Source organism: Dietzia sp. IN118 (assembly GCF_032905965.1).
GTDB lineage: Bacteria > Actinomycetota > Actinomycetes > Mycobacteriales > Mycobacteriaceae > Dietzia > Dietzia kunjamensis.
The window spans coordinates 887,969-912,007 of sequence record NZ_JAUMSR010000001.1 but is presented as its reverse complement, the minus strand read 5'-3'; the positions used below and the strand labels follow the sequence as shown (position 1 = coordinate 912,007).

Annotated in this window: 23 protein-coding genes; 6 read left to right on the top strand and 17 right to left on the bottom strand. The window is 72.7% G+C overall.

Annotated features, from left to right (window positions below; genetic code table 11):
• Window positions 1–132: 132 nt before the first annotated feature.
• From trxA to mftA, 10 genes are all read right to left on the bottom strand, one after another.
• The gene (trxA, locus tag Q2K20_RS04510) at window positions 133–516 is read right to left on the bottom strand and encodes a thioredoxin (RefSeq protein ID WP_007631129.1); all 384 of its coding nucleotides are present in this window, start codon (window positions 514–516) and stop codon (window positions 133–135) included.
• A 181-nt stretch (window positions 517–697) separates the two neighbouring features.
• Entirely contained in the window at window positions 698–1,627 is a 930-nt protein-coding gene (locus Q2K20_RS04505) for an alpha/beta fold hydrolase (RefSeq protein WP_050797185.1), read from the bottom strand.
• A gap of 57 nt (window positions 1,628–1,684) precedes the next feature.
• A complete protein-coding gene (gene mftG / locus Q2K20_RS04500) occupies window positions 1,685–2,956 on the bottom strand; it encodes a mycofactocin system GMC family oxidoreductase MftG (RefSeq protein ID WP_317176693.1) in 1,272 nt (423 codons plus the stop codon).
• Complete coding sequence (mftF, locus tag Q2K20_RS04495) at window positions 2,953–4,440, bottom strand: mycofactocin biosynthesis glycosyltransferase MftF (protein ID WP_317176692.1); 1,488 nt, start codon at window positions 4,438–4,440, stop codon at window positions 2,953–2,955. Before mftF ends, mftG begins: the two co-directional genes overlap by 4 nt.
• Window positions 4,437–5,126, bottom strand: coding sequence for a mycofactocin biosynthesis peptidyl-dipeptidase MftE (gene mftE, locus Q2K20_RS04490; protein WP_007633256.1), 690 nt, complete (start codon window positions 5,124–5,126; stop codon window positions 4,437–4,439). The genes mftF and mftE overlap by 4 nt, the downstream gene beginning before the upstream one ends.
• Before the next feature lie 6 nt (window positions 5,127–5,132).
• A complete protein-coding gene (locus Q2K20_RS04485; RefSeq protein ID WP_067716570.1) occupies window positions 5,133–5,948 on the bottom strand; it encodes a mycofactocin-coupled SDR family oxidoreductase in 816 nt (271 codons plus the stop codon).
• A 34-nt stretch (window positions 5,949–5,982) separates the two neighbouring features.
• Entirely contained in the window at window positions 5,983–7,206 is a 1,224-nt protein-coding gene (gene mftD, locus Q2K20_RS04480; protein ID WP_067716572.1) for a pre-mycofactocin synthase MftD, read from the bottom strand.
• Window positions 7,207–7,289: 83 nt separating this feature from the next.
• Complete coding sequence (gene mftC / locus Q2K20_RS04475) at window positions 7,290–8,519, bottom strand: mycofactocin radical SAM maturase (protein WP_067716575.1); 1,230 nt, start codon at window positions 8,517–8,519, stop codon at window positions 7,290–7,292.
• On the bottom strand, window positions 8,516–8,842 hold the full coding sequence (gene mftB, locus Q2K20_RS04470; RefSeq protein ID WP_067716578.1) for a mycofactocin biosynthesis chaperone MftB: 327 nt from the start codon (window positions 8,840–8,842) through the stop codon (window positions 8,516–8,518). Before mftB ends, mftC begins: the two co-directional genes overlap by 4 nt.
• Before the next feature lies 1 nt (window position 8,843).
• Complete coding sequence (gene mftA, locus Q2K20_RS04465) at window positions 8,844–8,930, bottom strand: mycofactocin precursor MftA (protein WP_067716580.1); 87 nt, start codon at window positions 8,928–8,930, stop codon at window positions 8,844–8,846.
• Between the two features lie 113 nt (window positions 8,931–9,043).
• Here mftA and mftR point away from each other — a divergent pair, with 113 nt between their 5' ends.
• Both mftR and Q2K20_RS04455 read left to right on the top strand, forming a co-directional pair.
• Entirely contained in the window at window positions 9,044–9,682 is a 639-nt protein-coding gene (mftR, locus tag Q2K20_RS04460; RefSeq protein ID WP_067716583.1) for a mycofactocin system transcriptional regulator, read from the top strand.
• Between the two features lie 26 nt (window positions 9,683–9,708).
• Window positions 9,709–10,221, top strand: coding sequence for a hotdog fold domain-containing protein (locus Q2K20_RS04455; protein ID WP_067716585.1), 513 nt, complete (start codon window positions 9,709–9,711; stop codon window positions 10,219–10,221).
• Window positions 10,222–10,272: 51 nt separating this feature from the next.
• On the opposite strand, the gene Q2K20_RS04450 is transcribed toward Q2K20_RS04455, so the two are convergent.
• Window positions 10,273–11,139, bottom strand: a complete 867-nt coding sequence (locus tag Q2K20_RS04450) for an ABC transporter permease (RefSeq protein WP_069390277.1) — start codon at window positions 11,137–11,139, stop codon at window positions 10,273–10,275.
• Complete coding sequence (locus Q2K20_RS04445) at window positions 11,136–12,128, bottom strand: ATP-binding cassette domain-containing protein (RefSeq protein ID WP_317176691.1); 993 nt, start codon at window positions 12,126–12,128, stop codon at window positions 11,136–11,138. The genes Q2K20_RS04450 and Q2K20_RS04445 overlap by 4 nt, the downstream gene beginning before the upstream one ends.
• Before the next feature lie 134 nt (window positions 12,129–12,262).
• Here Q2K20_RS04445 and Q2K20_RS04440 point away from each other — a divergent pair, with 134 nt between their 5' ends.
• Both Q2K20_RS04440 and Q2K20_RS04435 read left to right on the top strand, forming a co-directional pair.
• Window positions 12,263–12,658, top strand: coding sequence for a VOC family protein (locus tag Q2K20_RS04440; RefSeq protein ID WP_069390275.1), 396 nt, complete (start codon window positions 12,263–12,265; stop codon window positions 12,656–12,658).
• Between the two features lie 109 nt (window positions 12,659–12,767).
• A complete protein-coding gene (locus tag Q2K20_RS04435) occupies window positions 12,768–13,589 on the top strand; it encodes an HpcH/HpaI aldolase/citrate lyase family protein (protein ID WP_082923926.1) in 822 nt (273 codons plus the stop codon).
• Between the two features lie 84 nt (window positions 13,590–13,673).
• Here Q2K20_RS04435 and Q2K20_RS04430 read toward each other — a convergent pair whose 3' ends face one another.
• The 5 genes from Q2K20_RS04430 to eccCa form a co-directional block, all read right to left on the bottom strand.
• On the bottom strand, window positions 13,674–15,032 hold the full coding sequence (locus Q2K20_RS04430) for an NAD-dependent succinate-semialdehyde dehydrogenase (RefSeq protein ID WP_067716599.1): 1,359 nt from the start codon (window positions 15,030–15,032) through the stop codon (window positions 13,674–13,676).
• A 165-nt stretch (window positions 15,033–15,197) separates the two neighbouring features.
• Window positions 15,198–15,491 (bottom strand): WXG100 family type VII secretion target, encoded by a 294-nt coding sequence (locus Q2K20_RS04425; protein WP_067716601.1) that lies wholly within the window; start codon window positions 15,489–15,491, stop codon window positions 15,198–15,200.
• Between the two features lie 43 nt (window positions 15,492–15,534).
• On the bottom strand, window positions 15,535–15,855 hold the full coding sequence (locus Q2K20_RS04420) for a WXG100 family type VII secretion target (protein ID WP_067716986.1): 321 nt from the start codon (window positions 15,853–15,855) through the stop codon (window positions 15,535–15,537).
• Between the two features lie 153 nt (window positions 15,856–16,008).
• Window positions 16,009–16,830 (bottom strand): hypothetical protein, encoded by an 822-nt coding sequence (locus Q2K20_RS04415; RefSeq protein ID WP_067716604.1) that lies wholly within the window; start codon window positions 16,828–16,830, stop codon window positions 16,009–16,011.
• A complete protein-coding gene (gene eccCa, locus Q2K20_RS04410) occupies window positions 16,827–20,906 on the bottom strand; it encodes a type VII secretion protein EccCa (RefSeq protein ID WP_096907526.1) in 4,080 nt (1,359 codons plus the stop codon). The genes Q2K20_RS04415 and eccCa overlap by 4 nt, the downstream gene beginning before the upstream one ends.
• 187 nt (window positions 20,907–21,093) lie before the next feature.
• Between eccCa and eccD the strand changes: the two genes are divergently transcribed.
• Both eccD and mycP read left to right on the top strand, forming a co-directional pair.
• Window positions 21,094–22,611 carry a type VII secretion integral membrane protein EccD gene (gene eccD, locus Q2K20_RS04405; RefSeq protein ID WP_067716606.1) on the top strand — a complete coding sequence of 506 codons (1,518 nt, stop codon included), beginning with the start codon at window positions 21,094–21,096 and terminating at the stop codon, window positions 22,609–22,611.
• The gene (gene mycP, locus Q2K20_RS04400) at window positions 22,608–24,038 is read left to right on the top strand and encodes a type VII secretion-associated serine protease mycosin (RefSeq protein WP_082923927.1); all 1,431 of its coding nucleotides are present in this window, start codon (window positions 22,608–22,610) and stop codon (window positions 24,036–24,038) included. The genes eccD and mycP overlap by 4 nt, the downstream gene beginning before the upstream one ends.
• The last annotated feature ends 1 nt before the right edge of the window (window position 24,039 follow it).

The following is a 24,039-nucleotide window of genomic DNA, read 5'->3' as shown; positions in this document are numbered from 1 at the left end:
AAGCCCGTCACTGGAACGTGTTCTAGCAACGTTAGCCCCATAGGTGAACCCCGTGGGGTGGTTACCGGAACGTGTTCCGGCGGGACCCCGCCGCCGCCGTCGTCCCGTCAGGAGAGTGGATCGACCCGCCGATCAGGGCTGCGCGTCACCCTGCTGCGCCTGCGCCTCCTCGACGGCCTTGCGGACCTCGTCCATGTCGAGCCCCTTGATCTGCTCGACCAGGTCGTCCAGAGCCTGCTCCGGGATGGCACCCGAGTGGCGGAACACCGCGATGCCCTCGCGGAACGCCATGAGCGTCGGGATGGACTGGATCTGCAGCATCGCTCCGAGCTGCTGCTCGGCGTCGGTATCCACCTTGGCGAAGGTCAGCTCGGGGTTCTTGCCCGAGACCTTCTCGTAGACCGGACCGAACGCCTTGCACGGGCCACACCACTCGGCCCAGAAGTCCACCAGGACGATGTCGTTCTCGGTGACGGTCTTCTCGAACTCGGCGGTCGTGATGTCGACGGTGCTCATACGAATGCCCTCCTAGCGCGGACGGGGCGGCTCTCGTCCCGTCTCGTTACGCCGCCAGCCTACGGACAGCCCGCGCCGGCGACGACCTTCCGCGACAATCCATACCTCTGGGGGTATGAATGCCGCGCGTAGTCAGTGACAACGTCGCCGGAGGCGGGTTATTCCCAGCTCCCCCCTGGCCTCACGCCTCCCGGGACGTCTCCCGGCGGGGCGGCGAGTCGAGGACCTCGGCGAGGAACTTCTCGAGCTGGTCGAGGAAGACCGCGTTGTCGTCGCCCGCGACCATGTGCCCGGCGTCGGGCACCTCCATCGTGTACGCGTGCGGGAGCAGCCCCCGCAGGTGCCGCACCGACTCGTCACTGACGATGTCCGACGCCGAGCCCCGGATGAGCAGGGTCGGTTGCGTGATGTGCGGGACGAGCTCCTCGAAAAAGGCGTTGCCGAGTTCCGCGTTGTCGGCCGAGGCGCAACCGGCGAAGCGGGGGTCCCAGTGCCAGTGCCACCGTCCGTCCTCGCGCAGCCGGAGGTTCTTGCGCAGGCCCTCGGGATTAGGCGGTCGCTTGCGCTGCGGCTGGTAGGCGGCGATCGCGTCGGCGGCCTCCTCGAGACTGGCGAACCCGTTAAACCCGGAGCGCATGAACTCCCCGACCCGCTCGACACCCTTTGCCTCAAGCTTCGGGGTGACGTCCACCAGGACGAGCGCACGGGCGACGTCCTTGCCGGTGCCCAGCGAGAGCATCGCGGTCATCCCGCCGAGGGACGCGCCGACGATCACCGGACGCCGGGAGGGGAACCGCTCGGCGACGATCGCCTCGAGGTCCGCGGCCAGCCGGTGGATGTCGTAGTCACCCTCCGGATCCCAGTCACTGTCCCCGTGACCACGGGCGTCCATCGCGGTGACCCTGTACCCCTCCCCCGACAGCCGGCGGGCGGCGCGGCTCCACGCGTGGCGGGTCTGGGCACCCCCGTGCAGCATGAGGATCTCCTCGACCGGGTCGAGCGAGTCGCCCGCCGGATCCACCGGATCCCACACCTCGCCGACCAGCGTGACACCGCCGTCGCGTTCCACCGTGAACTGCCGCGGTTCGCAGATCGTCTCGGTACTCGACATGTACGGGCCTCCCGGGATGGCGCCCACCCCATCGGTGGAACGTGTTCTCGTGCCGTTCTACCACGCCCGCTCGGCGATCACCCGCGTAGCGAGGTCCTCGGCCACCGCCAGGACCGTGTAGTAGGGGCCGCACCGCGGCAGCGAGGGCAGCGCCGACGCATCGGCCACCCGCAGCCCCTGCACCCCCAGGACACGTCCGGAGTCGTCGAGCACCTCCCCGACCCGCGCGGTGCCGGACAGGTGCTGCGAGGTCGAGACCGTGACGTCCCCGTCCAGGCCCATCCGCTCCGCCACCATCGCGGCGGCCCCGGCGAGGACGGCCGCGTCGTGCGGGTCCTCGGACAGGTGCACGGTCCCGTCGTCGCCGATCCGTCCACGACCGACCGGGGTCATCAGTGCCACCCCGATCCGGCGCGGCGCCGGCTCGAGGCCCGGGATGACGTGGTGCAGGGGGACGGCGTAGGGACGGATCTCGACCTCGGCCGCCGCGGCAAGCTGCAGCCGGACGACATGGGAGAGCAGGGGCGGCAGCCCCGCCGGTGCGGCCGGGCCGCCACCCGGGTACCGGTCCCGCTCCGACAGGACGTCCGCGGGCAGGTCCAGCAGCAGCTCCGGATGCTCCTGCACCCCGAGGCCGACCGGGTGTCCGGTGGACGGCCCGATCCCGGACCCCGTCAGCAGGGCGGCCGTCCCGATCGCCCCCGCACACAGCACCACCTGTCCGGCACCGATCTCCTCGTCGTCGTCGAGCACCACGCCGTCACACCGTCCGGCGACGCGCCCGCCCTCCCACCGGAGCCGGCGGACGGTCGCCCCGGTGCGCACCCGGGCCCCCGCGCCGGACGGGTCCCAGGCGTCGAACGCGGTGACGCGCCGCGGGCCCCGGCGCGCCTGACCGATCGCGGACACGCGGCCGGGGAACGCGGCGGCCACCTGCGCGGCGACCGGCCCCATCGGCGCCAGGCCGGGTCGGAGGCGCTCGGCGGCCCGGGCCAGTCCCACCGCGTACCGCCGCGGCCAGTCCGGACCCCACTCCGCGAGGTCCGCCGGCCGGGCCGGGGTGCAGTACCCGCCGTTGACCGCTCCGGACCCGCCGAGGGTGCGGCCGCGGGGCAGGTCGAGTCTCGCCTCGCCGAGTGTGGCGCGATGACGGGCGACGACCTGCGACCCCGGACCCACGTCGAGCAGGCCCGCGCGCGGCGAGGCGCTCGCGGTGCCGGACTCCACCAGGAGGACGTCGGCACCGGCCTCGGCGAGGCGGCGGCCCATCACGCAGCCGGCCGGGCCCGCGCCGACCACCACCACGTCGGCCCGCGCGCCGCCGCTCACCGCGTGACGTCCGGTCGCAGTGCGTCGAGCGAGCGCGCGGCCCACGCCGACCGCCACACGCCGACACCGTAGGCCAGGTCGTCGAGGCGATGGAGCAGGACGTGCCCGAGGGGTTCGTCGATCGGCAGCCGTCCGGGTTCCCGGGCGGTCCACCAGTGCCACAGACCCTCGGCCACCGCCGCGGCGAGGAGACGCTGGCGCAGGCCGCGAGCCGCGTGGGAACGGGACCGGGCGGTGGCGGCGAGCGCGGCCGCCGTGACCGGCCAATACGGGCGTAGTAGTGCCTGCGGTAGCTGACGGACCGACGCCCCGGCGCCCCGGGCGACCAACCCGGCGGCCGCGCGACCGTCCCCGGTGAGGCCGCGGGTCCGCCACCACGACCTCCCGATCGCACCGGCCGCGACCAGCGACCCCACCGGCGTAGCGCTCCACACCCCGATCGCCACGGCGAGGGACCACGGTGCGGCCACCGCGGGCGCCACGGCGGCCCCGTGGCCTTCTGCGAGCGGTGCCGCTCCACGCCCGTAGAACGCGCGCCGCGCCACCACCGCGCCGAGCGAGGTACGATGCCGGTGGGCCACGCGGGCGGCCGGCTCGTAGCGGAGATGGATTCCCGCGGCATCGGTGCGCCAACACAGGTCCACGTCCTCGGCGACGTGCATGCGTTCGTCGAACGGGCCGATTCCCCCGCCCTCGGGAGGGGGCGGCAACCGGTCGGGTCGTACCGCGAGCGCCGCGCTGGGGACGTACGCCACCCGTGTGCGGGGTCGGACCCTCGCAGGCTCGGGCCCCATGTCCAACGCGGAGCGGGCCGTCTCGTACCCGCGTACCCAGAACCGCCCCGGTTCGGCGGCCACGATGCGGGGCGCGACCGCGGCGACCCGGGGGTCGTCGAGGCGGGCGAGCAGGACGTCGAGCCACCCGGGCAGCGGGATCACATCGGCGTCGAGGTAGACCACCACCTGCGCCCCGGCCCCGACGGCCGCGGCGGTGCCCGCGTTGCGGGCGGCGGCGGGTCCCCTCGACTCGTCGTGGCGCAGGATTGTGGTGGCGGCCGGGGTGACGGAGGTGGCCGGGGTGGCGGGGGTGGTCAGGGAGGCGGAGGTGGTCAGGGGCGGCGTGGAGCCGTCGTCGACGACGACGAGGTGCAGTCCGCGGGCGAGTTCCGGCGCGAGCGCCTTCGAGAGCGCGGCGACCCCGGCGGCGTCGTCACGGACGGGGACCACCACCGCGACGGCCGCCAGCGGACGGGTGCCCGTCGCGGTGCCGGCGGGGTGGGCCATCCCCCGGTCCGTGAGGGCACGCGCGAGGGCCGCACCCGCGGGGGTGTCGGTGGCGACCGTCTCGCCGCCGTCCAGGAGAGCCGACACGGCCGGCGACGGCGTGATCAGGGTGACCGGGTCGCCACCCAGCACCCGCACGACGTCGCCACGGCGCAATACCCGGGTACGACGGTCGAGCAGAACGTGGGGGACCTCGCTCATCGCAGCATCCCGTCCTCCCCCGGCCGCCAGCGTCCGAGGCGGCCGCGGGCGTCGTCGAGCAGCGCCTCCCACAGGCGCCGGCCCTCGTCGGCGGAGGCGGTGGTGGGGTCGCCCAGCACCCCGTTCGGGCTCACCGCCGCGACGCCACCCTCGCGGAGGGCGGGCAGGATCCGCGGCAACGGTTCGACACATCCGGGCGCGGCGAGGTCGACCCGCACGAGGTCGGGGTGCAGATGCAGCAGGAGCGAGGTCTCGGCGTGACCGGCGTGGGTGTCCGTGGGGTCCTCGCTCGTGCGGCAGGGCAGCCAGGCGGCGTCGCGGCCCTCGTAGCGGAGTCGGGGTACCGCGAGGCGCAGTGCGTCGACGTTGCCGCCGTGCCCGTTGACCACGACGAGCCGGTCCGCCCAGGCGCTCACCGACCGGCCGAGCTCGATGATCGTCCCGGCGAGGGCCTCGGTGCCGATCGACACGGTCCCGTCGAACGCCTGGTGCTCCCCGCTCGCACCGTAGGCGAGGCCGGGGAGCACACGGACGTCACCGGGGGCGAGGGCGCGGGCGGTCGCGGTGGCCAGGAGGGTGTCCGTCTCCGGCGGCAGGTGCGGGCCGTGTTGCTCGGTCGCCCCGAGGGGCAGCACCGCAAGCACTCCCGCACCGGCCCGGCCGGTCGCGCCGATCGCGCCCGTCACGTCGGGTCAGACCTTGATCGCGCCCATGTCGACGGTGAAGGTCGAGGCGGTGATGGTCCGCGAGGCGTCCGAGGCGAGGAACATCACCGAGTCCGAGATGTCGTCGGTGGTGGCCATGCCCATCCCCAGGATCGGCGTGAAGTGCGGCAGGAACTGCGGCATGGTGTTGAACACCTCGAGCGCGTCGGGGTCCTCCGCGCCCATCGGCGTCTGGACACCGTAGGGGTGGATCGTGTTGACCCGGATACCGTGCTCGCCGAGCTCCTTCGCCGCGGTCTGGGCCAGGCCCACCACGCCGTACTTGGACGCCGAGTAGGGCGACTGCACCGGCATGGCCTTGAGACCGGCCACCGAGCTCACCAGGATGATCGACCCGCCGTTACCGGCGGAGAGCATGTGCGGGATCGCCGCACGCAGCGTCTTCCAGTACCCCGTGAGGTTGATGTCGAGGGTGTCCTGCCACTGCTGCTCGTCGAGCTCCCAGACCTTGCCCCAGTTGCAGATGCCCGCGTTGGCGATCACCACGTCCAGGCGGCCACCGAAGCGCTCCACGCCGCGGGCCACGAGGGCCTGCTGGAACGCCAGGTCGCGGACGTCACCGACCTCGGCGAGGATCTCCCCTCCCTCGGCCTCCACGCGCTCGATGGTGGTGGCCAGGTCGTCCTCGGTGGCGGCCCGGTACTTCACGTACTCGGACGGCGAGTCACACAGGTCCAGGCCGATGATCCTGGCGCCCTCGCGCGCGAAGCGGATCGCGTGCTTGCGGCCCTGGCCGCGGGCCACACCGGTGATGTAGACGACCTTGCCGTCGAAATCTCCCACTACAGGGGGTGTCCTTCTCTTCCGTGGTGGTGGGTCAGACGCCGAGACGGCGCATGAAGTCGTCGGGGATGACGTAGTCGTCGCGGTTCAGCTCGGAGATCGAGGACTTGCTCAGCCCGATGAGGCTCGAGTCGAGTCCGGAACGCATGATGTCGAGGACGTTCTCCACTCCCGCCTGGCCGTTGGCCCCGAGCCCCCACAGGTACGCGCGACCGATCATCACGGCCCGGGCACCGAGCGCGAGTGCCTTGGCCACGTCCGAACCGCGACGGATGCCGCCGTCGAGCAGGACCTCTACCTGATCGCCCACCTCGTCGGCGATCGGCGCGAGGCACCGGATGGACGCCGGGGTGGCGTCGAGGTTGTTGCCGCCGTGGTTGGAGACGGAGATCGCGGTGACCCCGGCGTCGACGGCCCGCTTGGCGTCGTCGACCCGGGTGATGCCCTTGAGCATGACCGGTCCGTCGTAGTTCTCCACGACCCAGGCGATGTCCTCCCACGTGGCCGGCGGGGTGCCCATCCACTCGCCGTAGGCACCGAAGAACGTCGGGCCCATCTCGCCCTTGCCCACCAGGTTGGGGGTCGTCAGATCGGGGAACCGCTTGTTGACCACCACGTCGCGGGCCCATTCGGCGGCCCAGCGGGGACGCACGGCGATCTGCGGGGCGAGGGTGATCATGGCCCTGGCGTCGAGCTTCTCCGGGATGGCCGGGCTGCCCCAGTCACGGCCCATCGAGAACGACCAGTCGGTGGTGAGGATGACGCCCGCCGCCCCGGCGGCCTTGGCGCGCTCCAGCCGCTCCAGCACCTTCTCCTTGCCGCCGAGCCAGTACACCTGGAAGAAGGTCTGCGGGTTGGCCGCGATGACCTCCTCAATCGGCTTGGACGCGAACGAGCTCAGTCCCATCGCCGTGCCGCGGGCGGCCGCGGCGCGGGCCACGTCCACCTCGCCGTCCGGCGTGACGGCCTGGACGCCGGTCGGCGAGATCATCACCGGCAGGCTGATGGGCTGGCCCATCACCGTGGTGGCCATCTCGCGGTCCTGCTTGGCGCCGATCACGTGGGGCTTGGGCTCGAGCTCGGTGAAGGCGTCCATGTTGTCGCGGATGGTCACCCCCGCTTCGCTTCCGCCGACGAGCGCCATGTACACGCTCTTGGGCAGCTTCTTCTTCGCGCGGCGCTGGGCCTCCGCGACCGACTCGAACCACGGGTTCTGGCGCCAGGGGTTGGCCTCGGCGATCTTCGACAGGCGGGACACGGTGGTGGGTGCTCCTTCTAGGGGGTTCGTCCGGTCTTGCGGGGTTGGTCCGGGCCAGCGGGGTTCGTCCGGGCGGGCCGGTTTCAGATCGGGGACTCGTCGCACAGGCTGGTGGGCCGGCGCGGTGGTGTCGTGACGAGGGTCAGCGGCACCGGGCCGGTGGGCTGCTTACGCGCCGCGAGTCCCATGGGCCGGGTGTGGTCCTGCGACGGGTCGGGGATGCTGCGCTCAGCCGCGAGCAGTCCCTCTCCGTACCCCTGGACGCACTCGGGGTCCGGGCCGTCCATCGGCAGCCCGGTGAAGAACTTGGCCGCCATGCAGCCACCCCGGCAACTGTCATAGAAGTCGCAGGACGCACACGCCCCGGCCGACTGCGGCTCGCGCAGCTCACGGAACAACTCCGAGGTCTGCCACACCGTCTCGAACCCGCCGTCGGCGACGACGTTGCCGGCGAGGAACTCCTCGTGGATGGCGAACGGACAGGCGTAGACGTCGCCGATCGGGTCGATCAGGCACACCACACGGCCGGCACCGCACAGGTTGAGCCCGGGAAGCGAGCCCTGGCCTTCACCGAACGCCGACAGGTGGAAGAAGCTGTCACCCGTGAGCACGTCGGAGCCGTTCGCGACCAGCCAGTCGTACAGGTCCCTCTGCTGCTCGGGCAGCGGGTGCAGGTCGTCCCACACGTCGGCGCCGCGGCCCGACGGGCGCAGGCGGGTGATGCGCAGGGTCGCGTCGTACTTGTCGGCCAGCGCCTTGAACTCGTCCAGCTGGGTGACGTTCTCGCGCGTCACCACCACCGAGATCTTGGCGTCGGTGAAGCCGGCGTCCTTGAGGTTCTGCAGCGCACGGCAGGCCATGTCGAAGGACCCCGGGCCGCGGACCGCGTCGTTGACCTCCGCGGTCGCACCGTCGATGGAGATCTGGACGTCCACGTAGTCGCTCGCGGCCAGGCGCCTGGCGACCTTCTCGTCGATACGGACACCGTTGGTGGAGAACTTCACGCCCACCTGGTGGCTGGTGGCGTAGTCGACCAGCTCCCAGAAATCGGAGCGGACCGTGGGCTCGCCTCCGCCGATGTTGACGTAGAAGACCTGCATCTTCTGCAGCTCGTCGATGATCGCCTTGCACTGCTCGGTGCTGAGCTCGCGCGGGTCACGGCGACCGGAGGAGCTCAGGCAGTGCACGCAGGCGAGGTTGCAGGCGTAGGTGAGTTCCCAGGTCAGGCAGATCGGCGCGTCGAGCCCGCGCTCGAACTGGTCGACGAGGCGGCCGACGGGCGCCGGGACGGGACGGTCGAGCATGCTGGTCATGAGGTCTCCTCGATCATGCGCGAGGCGGCGAGCTGGCCGAGCGCGTGCAGGTACAGCCGCGCTGTCGCCGGATCATCGATCGACACCCCGGCGGCGGCACAGGCGGCGCGCGCAGTGGGGTGGTCGGCGAGGGTGCGGACCACCTCGACGATGGTCGGCGACTTGAGGAAGCTGAGCTTGCGGGTGTGGAAGTGGTAGAGCAGTGCCCCGAACGGCTCGGGCCGGAGCGCCACCCCGGGGTGCAGGCGCCAGCCGGCGTCGAGGTCGAATTCCGCCGGGGCGGCTGACTGCTCGGCGTCGGCCGGCGCTGCTGCGGAGGTCATCTCAGTAGACCCCACACATGCCGTCGATGGAGACCTCCTCGATGAGGGCCTCCTCCAGCACGACCTCGGTGTTCTGCGTGTTCTCCATGACGTGTCCTCTCGTCTGGCACTCCGGCGACATCCCACCGGTTTCCGGTGAGATCTGCATCATATTGGCACTTAGTGCCAGTGGCAAGGGTCACTCATCTAGGCTCTCGTGTCATGGGAATGCCGGAACTGCCCGGAACCGGGACACGGCCCCCGGGACGTCGGCCGTCGACCACGCGCGCCTCCATCGTCGACGTGGCCCTCGACCTGTTCGCCCGGCAGGGCTACGACGCGACCAGCGTCGACCAGATCGCCGAGGCCGCGCACATCTCCCGCCGCACGCTGTTCCGCTATTTCCCCGGCAAGGCCGCCATCGCCTGGGGCGAGTTCGACGAGCAGATCGACCTCATGCTGGAGTACCTCGCCGACGTGCCCGAGCAGACGCCACTGCGCGACGCCCTCGCCGACGCACTCATCGCGTTCAACACGTTCCCCCGCGAGCAGACGGAGGCGCACCGACTACGGATGCGCCTCCTGCTCGGCGTGGACGAACTGCAGGCGCACTCGACCCTCGTGTACGCCGACTGGCGCCGGGCCGTGGCCGGGTTCGTCGCCGCCAGGCTCGGCCAGGCGGTGGACGATCTCGTGCCCGCCGCGACCGCGCACGCCGCGCTGGGGATCGGGCTGTCGGCCTACCGCCTGTGGGTGGCCGAGCCCGGAGCCGACCAGGATCGCCTCCACGAGCTCCTGCGTCACGGGACACAGATCCTCGCCCGAGAGGACGCGTTCGAGCCCAGTGGGCGACCGCGCTGAACTTACCGGCGGGTAACCTCGTCGTCGTGACCGACTCCGACACCTCCCCCACCCACCACGCCGACACCTCCACCTACCGGCTGTGGAAGACCGCCACCCGGCTCCCGTTCGGCTCCCGCCTGTTCAGCGCGGCGGTGAGCCTCAAGGCCCCGTACTTCCGCACGGCGTACCCGCACGTCGTCGAACTCCGACCGGGCCGCTGCGTCGTCCGCGGACCCGGCTGGTGGGGCAACCGCAACCACATCGGCACCTTCCACGTGATCGCGGCGTGCAACCTCGCCGAGATGGCCGTGGGCATGCTCGCCGAGGCCACGGTTCCCACCACCCACCGATGGATCCCCGTCGGGATGAACGTGCGCTACCCCGCCATGTCGACCGGCGGCATGACCGTCACCGCCGAGTGGACGGACATGCCGGACTTCTCGACTTTCACCAGCGGACAGGACGTCGAGGTCCCGCTGACGTTCGTCGACGACGCCGGGGTCGAGCCCATCACCGGCTCGATCACCATCCGCGTCTCGCCCGGGAAGAAGCGCTGAGACGGTACCGGCTCTCCCGTCGGCGGGCTCGTCGGCGGGCTGACCGGCGCGCTAATCGCGGGTGCGGGCGTCGAAGGCCTTGATCGCTATCGGGGCGATCACCACCGTCAGGCCGACGATCCACAACAGTGACGCCAGCACCGGGTGCTGCAACGGCAGGGCGGCGTCCGGACCGACCGCCGGAGCGTTCCCCCAGAGCTCACGCATCGCCTGCACGACCGAGGAGAGCGGGTTCCACTCCGCGATCGCCCGCAACCACACGGGCATCGACTCCGGCGGGGCGAAGGTGTTGGCGACGAACGTGATGGGGAACGTCGTGGTGAACATGACGCCGTTCACCGCCTCGATCGTCTTGAGCCTCGAGCCCACGACGATGCCGATCCAGATCATGACGAAGCCGAAGCCCAGCAGGATGAGGTACCCCAGCAGCGCGTCGAGGAGCCCGCTGCGGATCCTCCACCCCACGATGAGGCCCGTCAGCGACATGACGACCACGCCGATCGAGGAGTGGATGAGGCTGGACGCACTGCGCGCGATGAGGATCGACGATCGCTGGATGGGCAGCGTCCGGAAGCGGTCGATGATCCCCTTGTTGAGGTCGTTGCACAGCCCGGAGGCCACGACGAACGACGAGAACGCCATGGTCTGCGCCATGATCCCCGGCAGCAGCCACTCCCGGTAGTCCCCGCTGCCCGCCACAGCGATCGCACCGCCGAAGACGAACGCGAACAGCAGGACGAACATCACCGGCTGGATGGTGACGTCGGCGAGGTTCTCCGGCTGGCGCCTGATGTGGAAGAGGTTGCGGCGCACCAGCGCGGAGATCTGCCGGCCGAACGAGGGCCCGTCGGGACGGACCGGGACGGAGAAGTGCTCCCGCTCGGGGGACGTGGTGGCGGGGTCGGCGACGGTGCTCATACCCGGGTCTCCTGATCGGTGGTGTCGGTCTGCGGGTCCTCCGCTTTGCGGCCCGTGAGGGAGAGGAAGACGTCGTCGAGGCTCGGCCGTTGCAGGCCGATGTCGTCGAGCTCGATACCCGCCTCGGTGAAGTCCGCCGCGATCGCGGCCAGGGCCGAGACCCCCTCCGACGGCGCGGTGAGACGGCGCGCGTCCCGGTCGACGTGCAGATCCTCGATGCGCCCCGCCAGGACGCGGGCGGCCTCGTCCACGTCGTCCGGTCGGGACACCGTGACCACCAGGCTCGCCGCGCCCGAACGGTCCTTGAGCTGCAACGGCGTCCCGTCGGCGATGACGCTGCCGGGGTCGATGACGATCACCCGGTCGGCCAGCTGGTCGGCCTCGTCGAGGTACTGCGTGGTCAGCAGCAACGTCGTGCCGTCCCGCACGAGGCCCCGCAGGACGTCCCATAGTTCATTGCGCGACCGCGGGTCGAGCCCCGTGGTCGGCTCGTCCAGGAACAACACGGGCGGGGCGGCGACGAGGCTCGCCGCGAGGTCGAGCCGACGCCGCATTCCGCCGGAGTAGCTCTTCGCGACCCTGGTGGCGGCGTCGGCCAGGGAGAACTTCTCGAGCAGTTCGTCCGCGCGCGCCTTGACCGCCCTCTTGGGCAGGCCGTAGAGGTCGCCGATGAGGCGGAGGTTCTCGCGCCCGGTGAGCAACTCGTCCACCGTCGCCGACTGGGCCGTCAGCCCCATCGCCTTGCGGACCTGCGCCGGCTCACGCAGCACATCGTGCCCGGCGACCCGGGCGGTTCCCGAGGTCGGCGGGCTCAGCGTGGTCATCATCCGGATGGTGGTCGTCTTGCCGGAGCCGTTGGGGCCGAGCAGCCCGAGGACGGTTCCGGTGGGGACCGTGAACGAGATGTCGTCCACGGCGGTGAAATCACCGAAGCGCTTCACGAGGTGCTCTGCTTCTATCGCAGGCGCGGAGGAGGATCGGGTGCTCACCTAGAAAGGGTGTCCCCCGCCCGCGTCCGAGTCAACACTCACCGCTCGCTTTGCGGACAGTTCCTGTCAGCAATGGGCTCCGGCGGGCCCCGGAGCGGATGCCGACGGACGCCTGCCGACCTACCGTGGGGAGTATGCCGCGCATCACAGTGACCTCCGTCCACGTCGACGACCAGACCCGCGCACTGGCCTTCTACACAGAGGTCCTGGGCTTCGTGATCAAGCACGATCTCCCGGCCGGGGACTTCCGCTGGCTGACGGTGGTGGACCCGGGCGACCCGGGTGGCACGCAGCTGCTGCTCGAGCCCGACCAGCACCCGGCGGCGCGCGCGTACGCCACCGCCCTGCACGCCGACGGCATCCCGGCCGCGCAGTTCGAGGTGGACGACATCCACCGGGCCCACGACGAACTGAAGGAGCGGGGCGCCCGGATCGTGCAACCCCCCACCGAGATGGGCCCGGTGTGGGCACTGGTCCTCGACGACACCTGCGGCAACCTGATCCAGCTGGTCACCGCACCCGCGATGTGAGAGTCGTTCCCGCATGCGCCCGCCGGGGGCGCCCGGCGTATCGTGGGGAGGTTGCCAGCGCGATCGTCGCCGCCTCACGACCAAAGGATGACCGGAACCCATGAGCCCCATGTCGACCATCCCACCGACCATCGCCCGTTCGTGGCTGCTGCTGCCCGCGGACAAGTCCGAGCGCTTCGACGCCGCCGTCAACTCGGAGATGGACGTGGTGGTCCTCGACGTGGAAGACGGGTGTCGGCAGTCCGAGAAGGAACGGGCCCGTCGTGAGGTCCGTCAGTGGCTCGAGGCCGGGAACCACGCGTGGATCCGCATCAACGACGTCCGGTCCCCCGAATGGGAGAAGGACCTCATGGCGCTCGGGCACTGCCCCGGGCTGGACGGCGTGATGCTGGCCAAGACCGAGAACGCCGAGCACGTCTCCCTCACTGCCGCGCGTCTGGCCGAGAACACCCCGATCGTCGCGCTGGTGGAGTCGGCCGACGGTCTCGCCCAGGCCGCCGAGATCGCCAAGTCCGAGCAGGTGGTGCGGCTGGCGTTCGGCGTCGGTGACTTCCGTCGCGACACGGGCATCGGGTCGTCGCAGATCGCACTGGCGTACACGCGCTCGCAGTTCGTGGTGGCCAGCCGGATCGCGCGCGTGGCCCCGCCCATCGACGGGCCGACCATCTCCAATGACACGCAGGTCCTCAAGGACGCCGCCGAGCACGCGGTCGAGATGGGCATGACCGGCAAGCTGTGCCTCCGCGTGGACCAGGCGCCCTACATCAACGAGGTTCTCTCCCCCTCCGCGGCCGACGTCTCGTGGGCCGAGTCCGTGATCGATGAGCTCGGTCCCGGCGGTGAGCGCGCCCGCGACGGCGCCGACCTGCCGCGCCTGGCCCGGGCCCAGAAGATCGCGCGACTCGCGCAGGCGTACGCCGGGGCTCGCTGACGCGACCTCGCGCGCGAACAGGGCCCCGGCTGCGTTGTGCAGCCGGGGCCCTGTCGTCGTTCGCGGGGTGGGCGTGTTGCCGGGTCAGTGCACCCGCTGGAGCCGGACGTTGGCGAACTCGGTCAGTCCCCAGCGGCCGAGCTCGCGGCCGTAGCCCGAACGCTTGACGCCGCCGAACGGCAGGCCGGGCATCGTCGTGCCGTGTTCGTTGACGTAGGCCATCCCCACCTCGAGCCGCTCGGCCACCTCGGAGGCGCGGTCGACGTCGGTTCCCCACACCGAGCCGGACAGACCGAACGGGGTGTCGTTGGCGATCCGCACGGCCTCGTCGACGGAGTCGTAGCCGTACACCATGGCGACGGGGCCGAAGATCTCCTCGCGGTAGGCGTCCATCTCCGGGGTGATGTCGGTGAGGACGGCGGGCTGCATGAATGCGCCGGGGCGATCGATCGCCGCGCCGCCCGTGACGAGCGTCGCCCCCTGCTCCGCGGCGCGCTGGACCTGCTCGACCACGCCGTCGCGCGCGTCCTCGGAGGACAGCGGGCCCAGCTCGGTGCCCTCGTCGGCGGCGGGCCCGACGGCCAGTTCCTCGTAGAGGTTCTTCAGCCGCCCGACGAAGTCGTCCTTCATCTGCGCGGGCACGAAGATCCGCTTGGGCGAGTTGCAGGCCTGCCCGCAGTTCGACAGCCGCGCCCGGCCCACGGTCTCGACCAGTTCGTCGAGGTCGTCGGCGTCCAGGACGACGAGCGGGTCCGAGCCGCCGAGCTCCAGGACGCTGGGCTTGAGGTTCTTCGCGGCGACGGTGGCCACCGCGGCGCCGGCGCCCTCGCTGCCGGTGAGGGAGACGCCCTTGATCCTGGGGTCGGCGATCATCTCGGCCACCGTGTCACTGGAGGCGTACACGTTGACGTAGGCGTCCTCGGGGAGGCCGGCTCCGCGCTGGACCTTCTCGATCGCCGCCGACGAGCGGGCGCAGATGCTCGCGTGCTTGAGCACGATGGTGTTGCCCAGCAGCAGGTTGGGCGCCGCGAACCGGGCCACCTGGTAGTAGGGGTAGTTCCACGGCATGATGCCGACCAGCGGGCCGACCGGCTCGTAGGTCACCCGGTTGAGGCGGGCGTCCGGCACATCGAGGGTGTCGGACTCGAGCAGCGCGGGACCGTGCTCGCCGTACCAGCGGTAGATCGACGCCGCGAGGGCCACCTCGCCGCGGGCCTGCGCGGGGAGCTTGCCCATCTCGGTGGTGATCGCCTTGCCGAGCTCCTCTTGGTGCTCCTCGAAGGCGTCGGCGATCGCCAGGAGGATCCGTGCCCGCTCGGACACCTCCGTCGCGCGCCAGGCGGTGAACCCCTCGGTGACGGTGCTCAGGATGGCGTCGACGTCCTCGGTCTGCTCGTACTCGCGGTCGGTCCGGCCGGTCGACGGATCGTGCGTGACGTACATGCGGTCCCCCTTCGTGTGGCGTTCTCCACGTGGCGTTCACCGGGATCGTTCCCGGGTCGTGCCGCGACGGTAGGACGCCCGCGGGCCGGACGCATCCGGTCGACACGCCACGACCCCGCCGTCGTCGCGGGACGTCGGCGGGGTCGGGGTGCCCGTCGAGCCGGTTCAGCCCCAGCCCTGGGCGGCGCGACGATCGGCGTCGGCCATACCCTGATTGCCCTGGCCGGCGGCGCGGGAGATCTCGGCGAGCATCGACTGGAGCGCGGCCGCGGCCTGATCCCAGTCGTTCTGGTGCGCCTGGTAGGCGACGGCGGCGTCGCCCTCCCACTCGGCGACCAGCGGTGCGAGGTAGGCCTTGAGATCGTCGAGAGTGGTGCGCAGGTTGACCGAGGCCTGCGTGACCTGGCCGACGAGTGCCTCGATCGGGCCGTGGTTGTAGGTGATCTGTCCTGAGGTCATGGGGGTACCCTTCCGGTGCTGGCGGTGCTGGCGGTGCTGGTGGTCAGAGGTTGAGAGGCCCGGCGGCGCCGGCGCGGTTGATGAGCGCGGCCGAATCCTGGTCCGCTGCGTCGAACGATGTGCTGTTGGTGCGCATCGTCTCCGAGATCCCCGCCAGCGCGGTGTTGAGCTTGGTGCTCTGCTGCTGCCATTCGGTCATGATCTGGGTGAAGCGGGCCTGCGCGGCGCCCCTCCACACCGAGCCGCCGAGTTGGGACACCGAGTCCCGCACGGTGCCGAGCAGGCGGTCGATCTCCAGGTTCACGTCGTCGACCCTCCTGGCCGCGGTGTCCATGGTCCCGATGTGGGTGTTGAACCCGGTCATCTCGTCCTCCACTGTGGTCGGTGCGGAATCCCCTTCTGGGTCCGTCACAGTGTTCGACGCGCCCGTGGGGCGGTTCGGTTCCGCAGGATCGGTAAAAACTCGTCCGTCCCGCTCGTGTCCGGGCCGCCCGCGCGGTCCGGTCACGCGACCCGGTCACGCGGTCGCGTACAGGCGCCACGCCGCCTCGACCGGTGAGATCGCGGGGACCACGAAGGACAGCAGTCGGGCCCGGTCGCAGGCGTCCACGACGCGCTCGGCGAGGCGACCGCGCACCAGCACCTCGGTCGACCCGGTGCCCGCCTCACGCCGGCGACGGCGCACCTCGGCGACGGCGTCGAGGACCCGCGGCACCTCATCGTCGACCGCGGTGTCGCGACAGGGGTCCCGCCGGTGCACCACGGCCCGGTCGACGAGTACGAGTCCGCCACGGGTCCGCTCGACGAGTCCCACGGTGGTCCGCGTGTGGCAGGACTCCACGCAGAGCGCCCACCGTGCGGAGGACGACGGCAGGGCCTCGGCGGTGACCAGCGCGGACCTGACCACGTGGGCGGTGACCCCCGCGCCGTGGGCGGCGCCGACGAGCCGCGTGGTGCGGCTGGTCCCCCAGTCGGTGGGTACGACCAGCACCACGGCGTCGCCCTCGCGGGCCCCTCCCCACCGCAGTGCCCGGGTCACGGGGGCACCGAGGAGTTCTGAGACCGGGACCGACAGGCCCGCGACCTCGACGCGGTCACGGTGGGCGTGCGCGACCGGATCGGCCAGGCAGCGGTCCGGGAAGCGGCCGGCGGCGACCTCCACGCGGGCGGAGCACTCGAGGCGATCGCCCCCCGGCGGGAGCGCCGAGCCGTCCAACCCGGCGAGCACCGATGCCGGAGCGACCACCGGGGACAGCACCGCGGAGGCGGACGCCGCCGCCACCGTCAGCCCCGAGCAGGACAGGTCGACGGCCAGGGTCGCCGCCCGCGTGTCGGTCACACCTCGCCGCCCTGTCCCGGCTCGGACAGGGCGGTCTGCACCAGCCGGACGCCGCCGTCGCGGGTGATGAGTCGGCCCCGGCCCGCCGGCAGCGGCCCCGGCCGGATACCGCCGAGCAGTGGGCCCTCCTCCCGACTGCCGGACATGAGGAACCCGGCCCCGCCGAGATCCCGGATGCGGGCGACGAACGGGTCGAACATCGCCCGCGACGCCCCGGCGCTGCGCCGTGCCAGGACCACCGTCAGACCGATGTCGCGGGCGTGGGGCAGGAACCGGGTGAGCGGTTGCAGCGGGTTGCCCCCGCCGGTGATGACCAGATCGAGGTCGTCGACGAGCAGGTGGATCCGCGGGCCGCTCCACCACGACCGCGCCCGCAGTTCCTCCGGGGTGACGTCGGCGCCCGGCATGCGCTCGTCGAGGACGCGGACGAGGTGCTCGACCATCGGGGCCAGGGCGGTCTCGGTGGGCGCGTACCCCGCGAGGTGGTCTCCCTTGATCTCGCCGAGCATGGTGCGTCGGTAGTCGACCACGATGAGTCTGGCGTGCTCGGGGCCGTTTCCGGCTACCAGTCCGCGAGCCAGCGAGCGCAGCAGCGAGGTCTTGCCGCATTCGGAGTCACCGAGTACCAGCATCAGCGGGTCGCCCTCGAGGTCGGCGTAGACCGCCGTGAGGTCGGCCTCGTCCACCCCGAGCGGGACCCGGGTGCGGCGTCCGTCCGGGCCGGGGCGCGACAGACTCGCCAGCTGCGAGTACGGGAGCACCTCCGGCAGCATCCGGACCGGCGCCGCGGCGACGTCGCCCACCCGCGCCCGCCACCTGCGCGCGAGATGGCGGGACGCCTCGGCGGTCGCGTCGGCCATGCCGTCCGCGTCGACCCGCCCGTCGAGGCGGGGCTGGTGGACGAGCATGTGGTGACGGTCCGGCGTGAGCCCGCGGCCCGGGGCGGCGGGCACGGTCATCGCGGCCCGCCGATCGATCATCGAGTCGGTGGGATCCCCCAGTCGCAGTTCGACCCGGGTGCCGAGGGCGTCACGCAACGCCGGTCGGAGGTCCGCCCACCGGGACGCGGACAGCACCACGTGGATCCCGTAGGACAGCCCGTCCGCGGCCAGCCCCAGCACGGTCTGCTCGAGATCCTCGAACTCGGTGCGCAGGGCCTGCCAGCCGTCGATCACCAGGAGCACGTCGGGGTACTCCGCCACAGGGCGGCCGTCCCGGTCGACCACCCGGCGCCGCGCCTGGTCGACGGAGGCCACGCCGTCCTCGCGGAACGCGGTCTCGCGGCGACGGCGCTCGGCGTCCACCTCGGCGATCGTGCGGCGGATCTTCTCGTCCTCACCACGACGGGCGACCCCGCCGACGTGGGGCAGGTCCGCGACCGACTGCAGCGCCCCGCCACCCAGGTCCACGACGTACACCGACAGGCGGCCGGGGTCGTTCGTGGCCGCCGCGGACAGCACGAGCGTGCACAGCGTGGTCGACTTGCCGGATCGCGTCCCGCCCACCACGGCGACGTTGCCGTCCGCCCCGGAGAGGTCCGCGTGCCAGATGGCGCGGCGCTGTTCGAACGGCAGGTCCACCTCGGCCAGCGGGAACCTCAGGCGGGCCGGCCGACCGGCCGTCGGGGTCGCTCCGGAGCCCTCGGGTCCGGCCCCGGCGCGCTCGTCCGTCGGTTCGGTACCTACCGCGGCGTCGAGCGGCGCCCCCTCCCCGAGCGGCGCCAGCCACACCTCGTGCGCGGGCCTGCCGTGCCCGGCGAGTCGCCCCACCAGGACCTCGAGGAGGCTCGCGGACCCGTCGGCGGGCCCCTCGTCCGCGGCGCCGGAGGACGGGCGGGCCTCGTCGTCGTCGACCCCGGACGCCGCCGGAGTAGGGGCCGGCACGGGCATGTACCAGGACGTGAACGGGCGGACCGCCGCGCGGGCGACCGGTGCGGCCACCGACGACCCGTCGAGTCGACGGTCCTTCCGGTACGGCCCGGAGACGTAGGCGGCGTCGAAGCGCACCGGGTCGCCGGCGTCCACTTTGAGGTACCCGGCGCCCGGGGTGGCGGGGAGGTGGTAGGCATCGGTGACCCCGAGAACCGTGCGCGACTCGGTGGCGGAGAACGTCTTGAGCGCGATCCGGTAGGACAGGTGGCTGTCCAACCCGCGCAGCCGCCCCTCCTCGAGCCGCTGCGACGCGAGAAGCAGGTGGATGTGCAGGCTGCGGCCCAGGCGACCGATGGTGAGGAACAGTTCCGCGAACTCGGGTTTGGACGACAGGAGTTCCGAGAACTCGTCGACCACGATCACCAGCGCCGGGAGCGGTTCGAGCGGGGCTCCTTTGGCACGGGCGGCCTCGTACTGGCCGACGCCTCCGTAGTTGCCCGCGGCACGCAGCACCTCCTGGCGGCGGGTGAGCTCGCCCTCGAGCGCGTCGCGCATCCGGTCGACCATGGTGATCTCGGCCTGGAGGTTGGTGATGACGGCGGCGACGTGCGCCAGCGACTCCAGCCCGAGGAACGTGGCACCGCCCTTGAAGTCCACCAGGACGAGGTTGAGCGAGTCCGGGTCGTGGGTGGCGACCAGGCCCAGCACGAGGGTGCGCAGGAACTCGGACTTCCCCGAACCCGTCGCGCCGATGCACAGACCGTGCGGTCCCATGCCTCCGTGCGCGGCCTCCTTGAGGTCCAACTCGACGGGGGCACCGTCCGGGCTGACCCCCACCGGCACGCGCAGCCGGTCGCGTTCGCCGCGCCGCCGCCACGCCACCGCGGGATCGACCTGAGTGGCCACGCCGATGCCCAGCAGGTCCGGAAGCCCGGGCGCGCGGCGGGTCGTGGTGGAGCCGTCGGCGTGGGTCACCGTGTCGGCGGGTCGGTACCGGGACAGGGCCATGGCCAACCGCTCGGCCTCCGGCGGGCTCATCGCGTCGACCCGGGCGATGTCCTCGTCCCCGGCCTCGCTGCGCACGCGGGCCACGCGGTCGTCGTCGACCCGGATGCACAGGCCGCGGCGCAGCGCGAGGTCGCGCAGTTGCCCCGCGCGGCTGCCGGAGACCTCGAGCACCGTGACCCCGTCCAGTCCGTCCTCCGCCAGGAGACGTTCCGCGCCGGTGACGCCCACACCGTCGACGACGACGACGAGGTGCGCCCGTCCCGGCACGACCGGGGCACTCGGTGAGAACGCCGAACGGTCGGAGATGCCCGTTCCCAGCATCGACTCCGCCCCGGCGAGAGAGAACTCGGTGAGCCGGACCCGACCACCGCCGTCGGTGTAGTCGGGGTGTTCGTGGTGCGGGAGCCATTTGAGCCACTCCCAGGCCTGACGGGCGTCGCCCTCGCTCGCGGCCACCGCGACCCGGACCCTGTCGGGCCCGTGGGCCACGACGAGCCCGGCGATCATCGCGCGTACCGCGGAACGCACCACCTCCACCTCACCGTCGAGCGACAGCGCGGCGAACGCGCGCAGCTCCAGCGCCACGGGCAGGTCGTCGACCACCGAGTGCACGCGGACGAAGCGGCGCATGCTCACCACCGAGACCGGCTCCAGGTCGTCGACCGGGCCGGTGTCGGGCGCGTCCACCCGGGTCGCCAGTGCCTGACGGCCCGGGCCCACCCGGATGGTGAGGTCCTCGGGATCCGACTCGTCGCGTTCCCACATCCGGGGCGTGCCCACCAACGCGGGCAGCTCCACCGGATCCGGGTGACGCCACAGGGCGGCGGCGCGCTGGGCGGATGCGGTCGCGCGCACGGTGTCGCGGGTCTGGCCGAGATAGCGCAGGTAGTCCTTCCGCAGTTCGTCGGTCTCGGCGGTCTTGTTACCGCCGCTCAGAGTCCCCGCGAGCATGCCGACGGCGGAGACCGCCATCATCACCGGGAAGAGCATGAACATGGGATTGCGCATCATGCCGGTCCGCATCATCACCACGACCATCCCGCCCACGGCCACCACCAGCACGATCGGCAGGATGATCTGGACGAGGGGCCGGGGCGTGGGCCGGGGCAGGGCGGGCGGTGCCTGCAGCGCCAGCTCCCCACCGGGCATCGGCGGCGCGTCGAGCTTCTCCGCGCGGGTGAACACCACATCACCCATGAACGTCACCCGTGCACGTCACCAGTGATCGATCCCTTCGCTCCCGCCGGGTGTGACCCCGCCGCCGGGAGATGGCGTCCCCACGAGCGCCCGTCCGACCCGACAATATCGGCGTATCGGAAGGCGATGTTAGGGCAGTACACGTCCTGGCGGGGACACCATCCGGGCGGGATCGGGAGGATCTGGAGTGTCGCAACGTAGTGGGATCCGGGAGGTCGCGGCGGGCGTCGATCCCCTGGACCAGCGTCGGGTGTCGATCGTGTGCCGTTCCACCCGGGTGGACCTGAGTCTGCCCGCCCACCTCGCATTGGTCGCGGTGATCCCGGAGGTCGTGGACCTGATCCGGGAGCACATCCGCGCGGTCGCCGGTCCGGCCTCCGGCGTCGATGTCGACGCCCGGATGGGCGGTGACACCGGCGGGTCCTGGCAGCTCTCCCGACTCGCCGGCGGGCCCCTGGCGGTCTCGGAGACGCTCGCGCAGCAGCGGGTGCACGACGGGGAGATCCTCGTCCTCGACCACCGCCCCGTCCCCACGCCGGCGCCGCTCTTCGACGACGTCCTGCAGGGTCTCACCGAACCGGACGTGGCTCGCTCCCCCACCTGGGACCGGCGCGACGCGGTCACCACCGCGACCGCGACGGCGGCGGTGGCGGCGGCGGCGGCCACGGTGGCGTTGGTGCGCCAGTGGACGACCGGAGGCGGGCCCGCGGTCCCCCTGGTCGCGCTCCTGGCCGCCCTGCTCGGCCTGGCGGCCGTGGTGGCTCTGCGCCGCACCCCGGCGCCCGGCGCGGCCCACGCGGTCGCGGGGGCGTGCGCGGTCGGGTTCACCGTGCTGGCCGGCGCCACCGTCGGGGGCCCGCCCGGCGGGGCCGGCCACCTCGTGGGCGGGCTGACCGCCGGAGCGGTCCTCGCGGGCGTCCTCCGGTGGACCGTGTTCCGCCCGGGTCCGCACACGTACGCCACGGGCGCCGGTTACCTGGCCGCGGCCGTCTCACTGGCGGCCGGGGCGGTCGGCTCGACGGTGGTCGCCACGACCCGCGTCCCGGCCGCGGCGGCGGGAGCCGGGGCCGTCCTCGTCGCGCTCGTGTTGCTCACCGCCGCGCCGCGGATCGCGGTCTGGGCCGCCCGGATCCCCATCCCGCCCGTGCCCGCCCCCGGCGAGGACGTCGAGGCCGGGGACCTCGAGGAGATCGACCACGACGTGCGGGGCCGGGCCGGCGGGCCCCTGCCGACCCCGGACGTGCTGCGGCACCGGTTCCACACCTCGCGCTCATGGCTCACCGGCCTGCTGGCGGCGGCGGGGGCGGTCTGCACCATCGGGTCGCTCACGTCCCTGACCGGGAACGCCGGTGCGACCCGCTGGGCGGCACCGCTCGCATTGGTCCTCATCGTCGTCCTGGTGCTGCGCGGCCTCGGCTACGCGGACCGCGTACACACCGCCGTGCTGCTCGCGTCCGCGCTCGTCCTCACCGCCGGGGTACTGGTGGGCGCGGGGATCACCGTCGCGTCCCCGGTGGGCGTGGTGGTGCCGGCGGCCGTCGCGGTGGCGGCGGCGGTCGTGGTGGCCGCCTCGGTGGTACCCCACGTCGACCTCTCGCCCGCCGCCCTGCGGGCCGTGGGCGTGATCGAGGCGATCGGGATCTGCGTGGTCGTCCCCCTCGCCGTGGGCGCGATGGAGGTCTACTCGCTCGTCCGGCAGCGATGAGGATCCGACGCACCTCCGACACGAGCGGGGGCGGGCCCGGGTCCCGCGCCGCGCACAGTGCAGCCGCGCCCGGGGCCGCCGCCGTACTGCTGGTCGCCGTCCTCGCCGGGCAGCTCTCCGGGGCGCCCGTCGCGGCCGCACTGGAGCCCCCGGCGATCGATGGACCGGTCCCGGCGGCCACCGGGCTCGACGCCGGCCCCCTGCGCCTGGACGGCCCCTGCCGGACCACCGCGGCCTTCCTCGATCCCGGGGTGTCGCCCCCGTCCGCCACGGCGGCCGAGCTGGGCGGGGCCTGGATCCACGGCCGCGGCGAGGGGCAGGTCGTGGCCGTGATCGACACCGGCGTCAACCCCGGTCCACGCCTGCCCCGGGTACGGGGCGCCGGCGACGTGGTCCCCGGTCGCGACGGCACCGAGGACTGCGACGCACACGGCACCCTGGTGGCGGGAGTGCTCGCCGCCACCGAGGACGAGACCGGACACTCGGGGGTCGCGCCCGGGGTCGAGATCGTCTCCATCCGCCAGTCCAGCAGCGTTCTGCGCCCCGAGGCCCGTGACCGGAGCCGCGGACCGGACGGCCCGACCGTCGGTGCCGGGGTCGGCACGCTGTCCTCCCTGGCCCGCGCGATCCGGGCCGCCGTCGATGCGGGCGCGGACGTCATCAACATCTCCGAGGTGGCGTGCGTGCCGGCCGGCACGGTGCTCGCCGACGCGACCCTCGGCGGCGCGATCCGCTATGCCGCCGTGGACCACGACGTGGTGCTGGTCGCCGCCGCCGGCAACGTCGGCGACGCGTGCGGGGACCAGAACCCCGGTGCCGCCGACCCCTCGGTTCCGGGCGACGACGGCTGGGGCGACGTGGTCACCGTCGCCTCCCCCGCCTGGTACGACGAGCACGTCCTCACCGTCGCCGGCGTCGACGCCGACGGCGCCCCCGCCGACTTCTCCCTGCGCGGCCCGTGGGTGGACGTCGCCGCGCCGGCAGTGGGCCTGCGGTCCGTCGGTGCGGACGGGGCCGGGGTGTCCGACGTCGTGGTGGCCGGGGACGGGTCGCGCACGCCCGTCACCGGGACCAGCTTCGCCGCGCCGTTCGTCGCCGGCACCGCCGCGTTGGTCCGGCAGGCCCACCCCGGGCTCACGGCACGCCAGGTGATCGCGCGGATCGAGAACACCGCGATCCCCGCCGCCGGCGGGCACGACTTCGCGGTGGGGCACGGAGTGGTCGACCCCGTGGCGGCGGTGACGGGGGTTCGCAGGATCGGACGCCCCGCGCCCGCGACCACCGCGATCGCCGCACCCCCGGCCGAGCCGGGCCCTCCGGGTGCCGGCGTCGGCGCGGCCGTGGCGGCGGGTTCTCTCGCTCTGGGAACGATCGCCCTCGTCGTCGTCCTACTCCGGCCCCGCGACGACCGGGACACCCGGGCCTGAC

Coding starts and splice junctions, on each gene's coding strand:
- trxA (WP_007631129.1), bottom strand. CDS start 516: ATGAGCACCGTCGACATCACGACCGCCGAGTTCGAGAAGACCGTCACC.
- Q2K20_RS04505 (WP_050797185.1), bottom strand. CDS start 1,627: ATGTCGAGTACCGAGACGATCTGCGAACCGCGGCAGTTCACGGTGGAA.
- mftF (WP_317176692.1), bottom strand. CDS start 4,440: ATGAGCGAGGTCCCCCACGTTCTGCTCGACCGTCGTACCCGGGTATTG.
- mftC (WP_067716575.1), bottom strand. CDS start 8,519: ATGACCAGCATGCTCGACCGTCCCGTCCCGGCGCCCGTCGGCCGCCTC.
- mftB (WP_067716578.1), bottom strand. CDS start 8,842: ATGACCTCCGCAGCAGCGCCGGCCGACGCCGAGCAGTCAGCCGCCCCG.
- mftA (WP_067716580.1), bottom strand. CDS start 8,930: ATGGAGAACACGCAGAACACCGAGGTCGTGCTGGAGGAGGCCCTCATC.
- mftR (WP_067716583.1), top strand. CDS start 9,044: ATGGGAATGCCGGAACTGCCCGGAACCGGGACACGGCCCCCGGGACGT.
- Q2K20_RS04450 (WP_069390277.1), bottom strand. CDS start 11,139: ATGAGCACCGTCGCCGACCCCGCCACCACGTCCCCCGAGCGGGAGCAC.
- Q2K20_RS04440 (WP_069390275.1), top strand. CDS start 12,263: ATGCCGCGCATCACAGTGACCTCCGTCCACGTCGACGACCAGACCCGC.
- Q2K20_RS04435 (WP_082923926.1), top strand. CDS start 12,768: ATGTCGACCATCCCACCGACCATCGCCCGTTCGTGGCTGCTGCTGCCC.
- Q2K20_RS04430 (WP_067716599.1), bottom strand. CDS start 15,032: ATGTACGTCACGCACGATCCGTCGACCGGCCGGACCGACCGCGAGTAC.
- Q2K20_RS04425 (WP_067716601.1), bottom strand. CDS start 15,491: ATGACCTCAGGACAGATCACCTACAACCACGGCCCGATCGAGGCACTC.
- Q2K20_RS04420 (WP_067716986.1), bottom strand. CDS start 15,855: ATGACCGGGTTCAACACCCACATCGGGACCATGGACACCGCGGCCAGG.
- eccCa (WP_096907526.1), bottom strand. CDS start 20,906: ATGGGTGATGTGGTGTTCACCCGCGCGGAGAAGCTCGACGCGCCGCCG.
- mycP (WP_082923927.1), top strand. CDS start 22,608: ATGAGGATCCGACGCACCTCCGACACGAGCGGGGGCGGGCCCGGGTCC.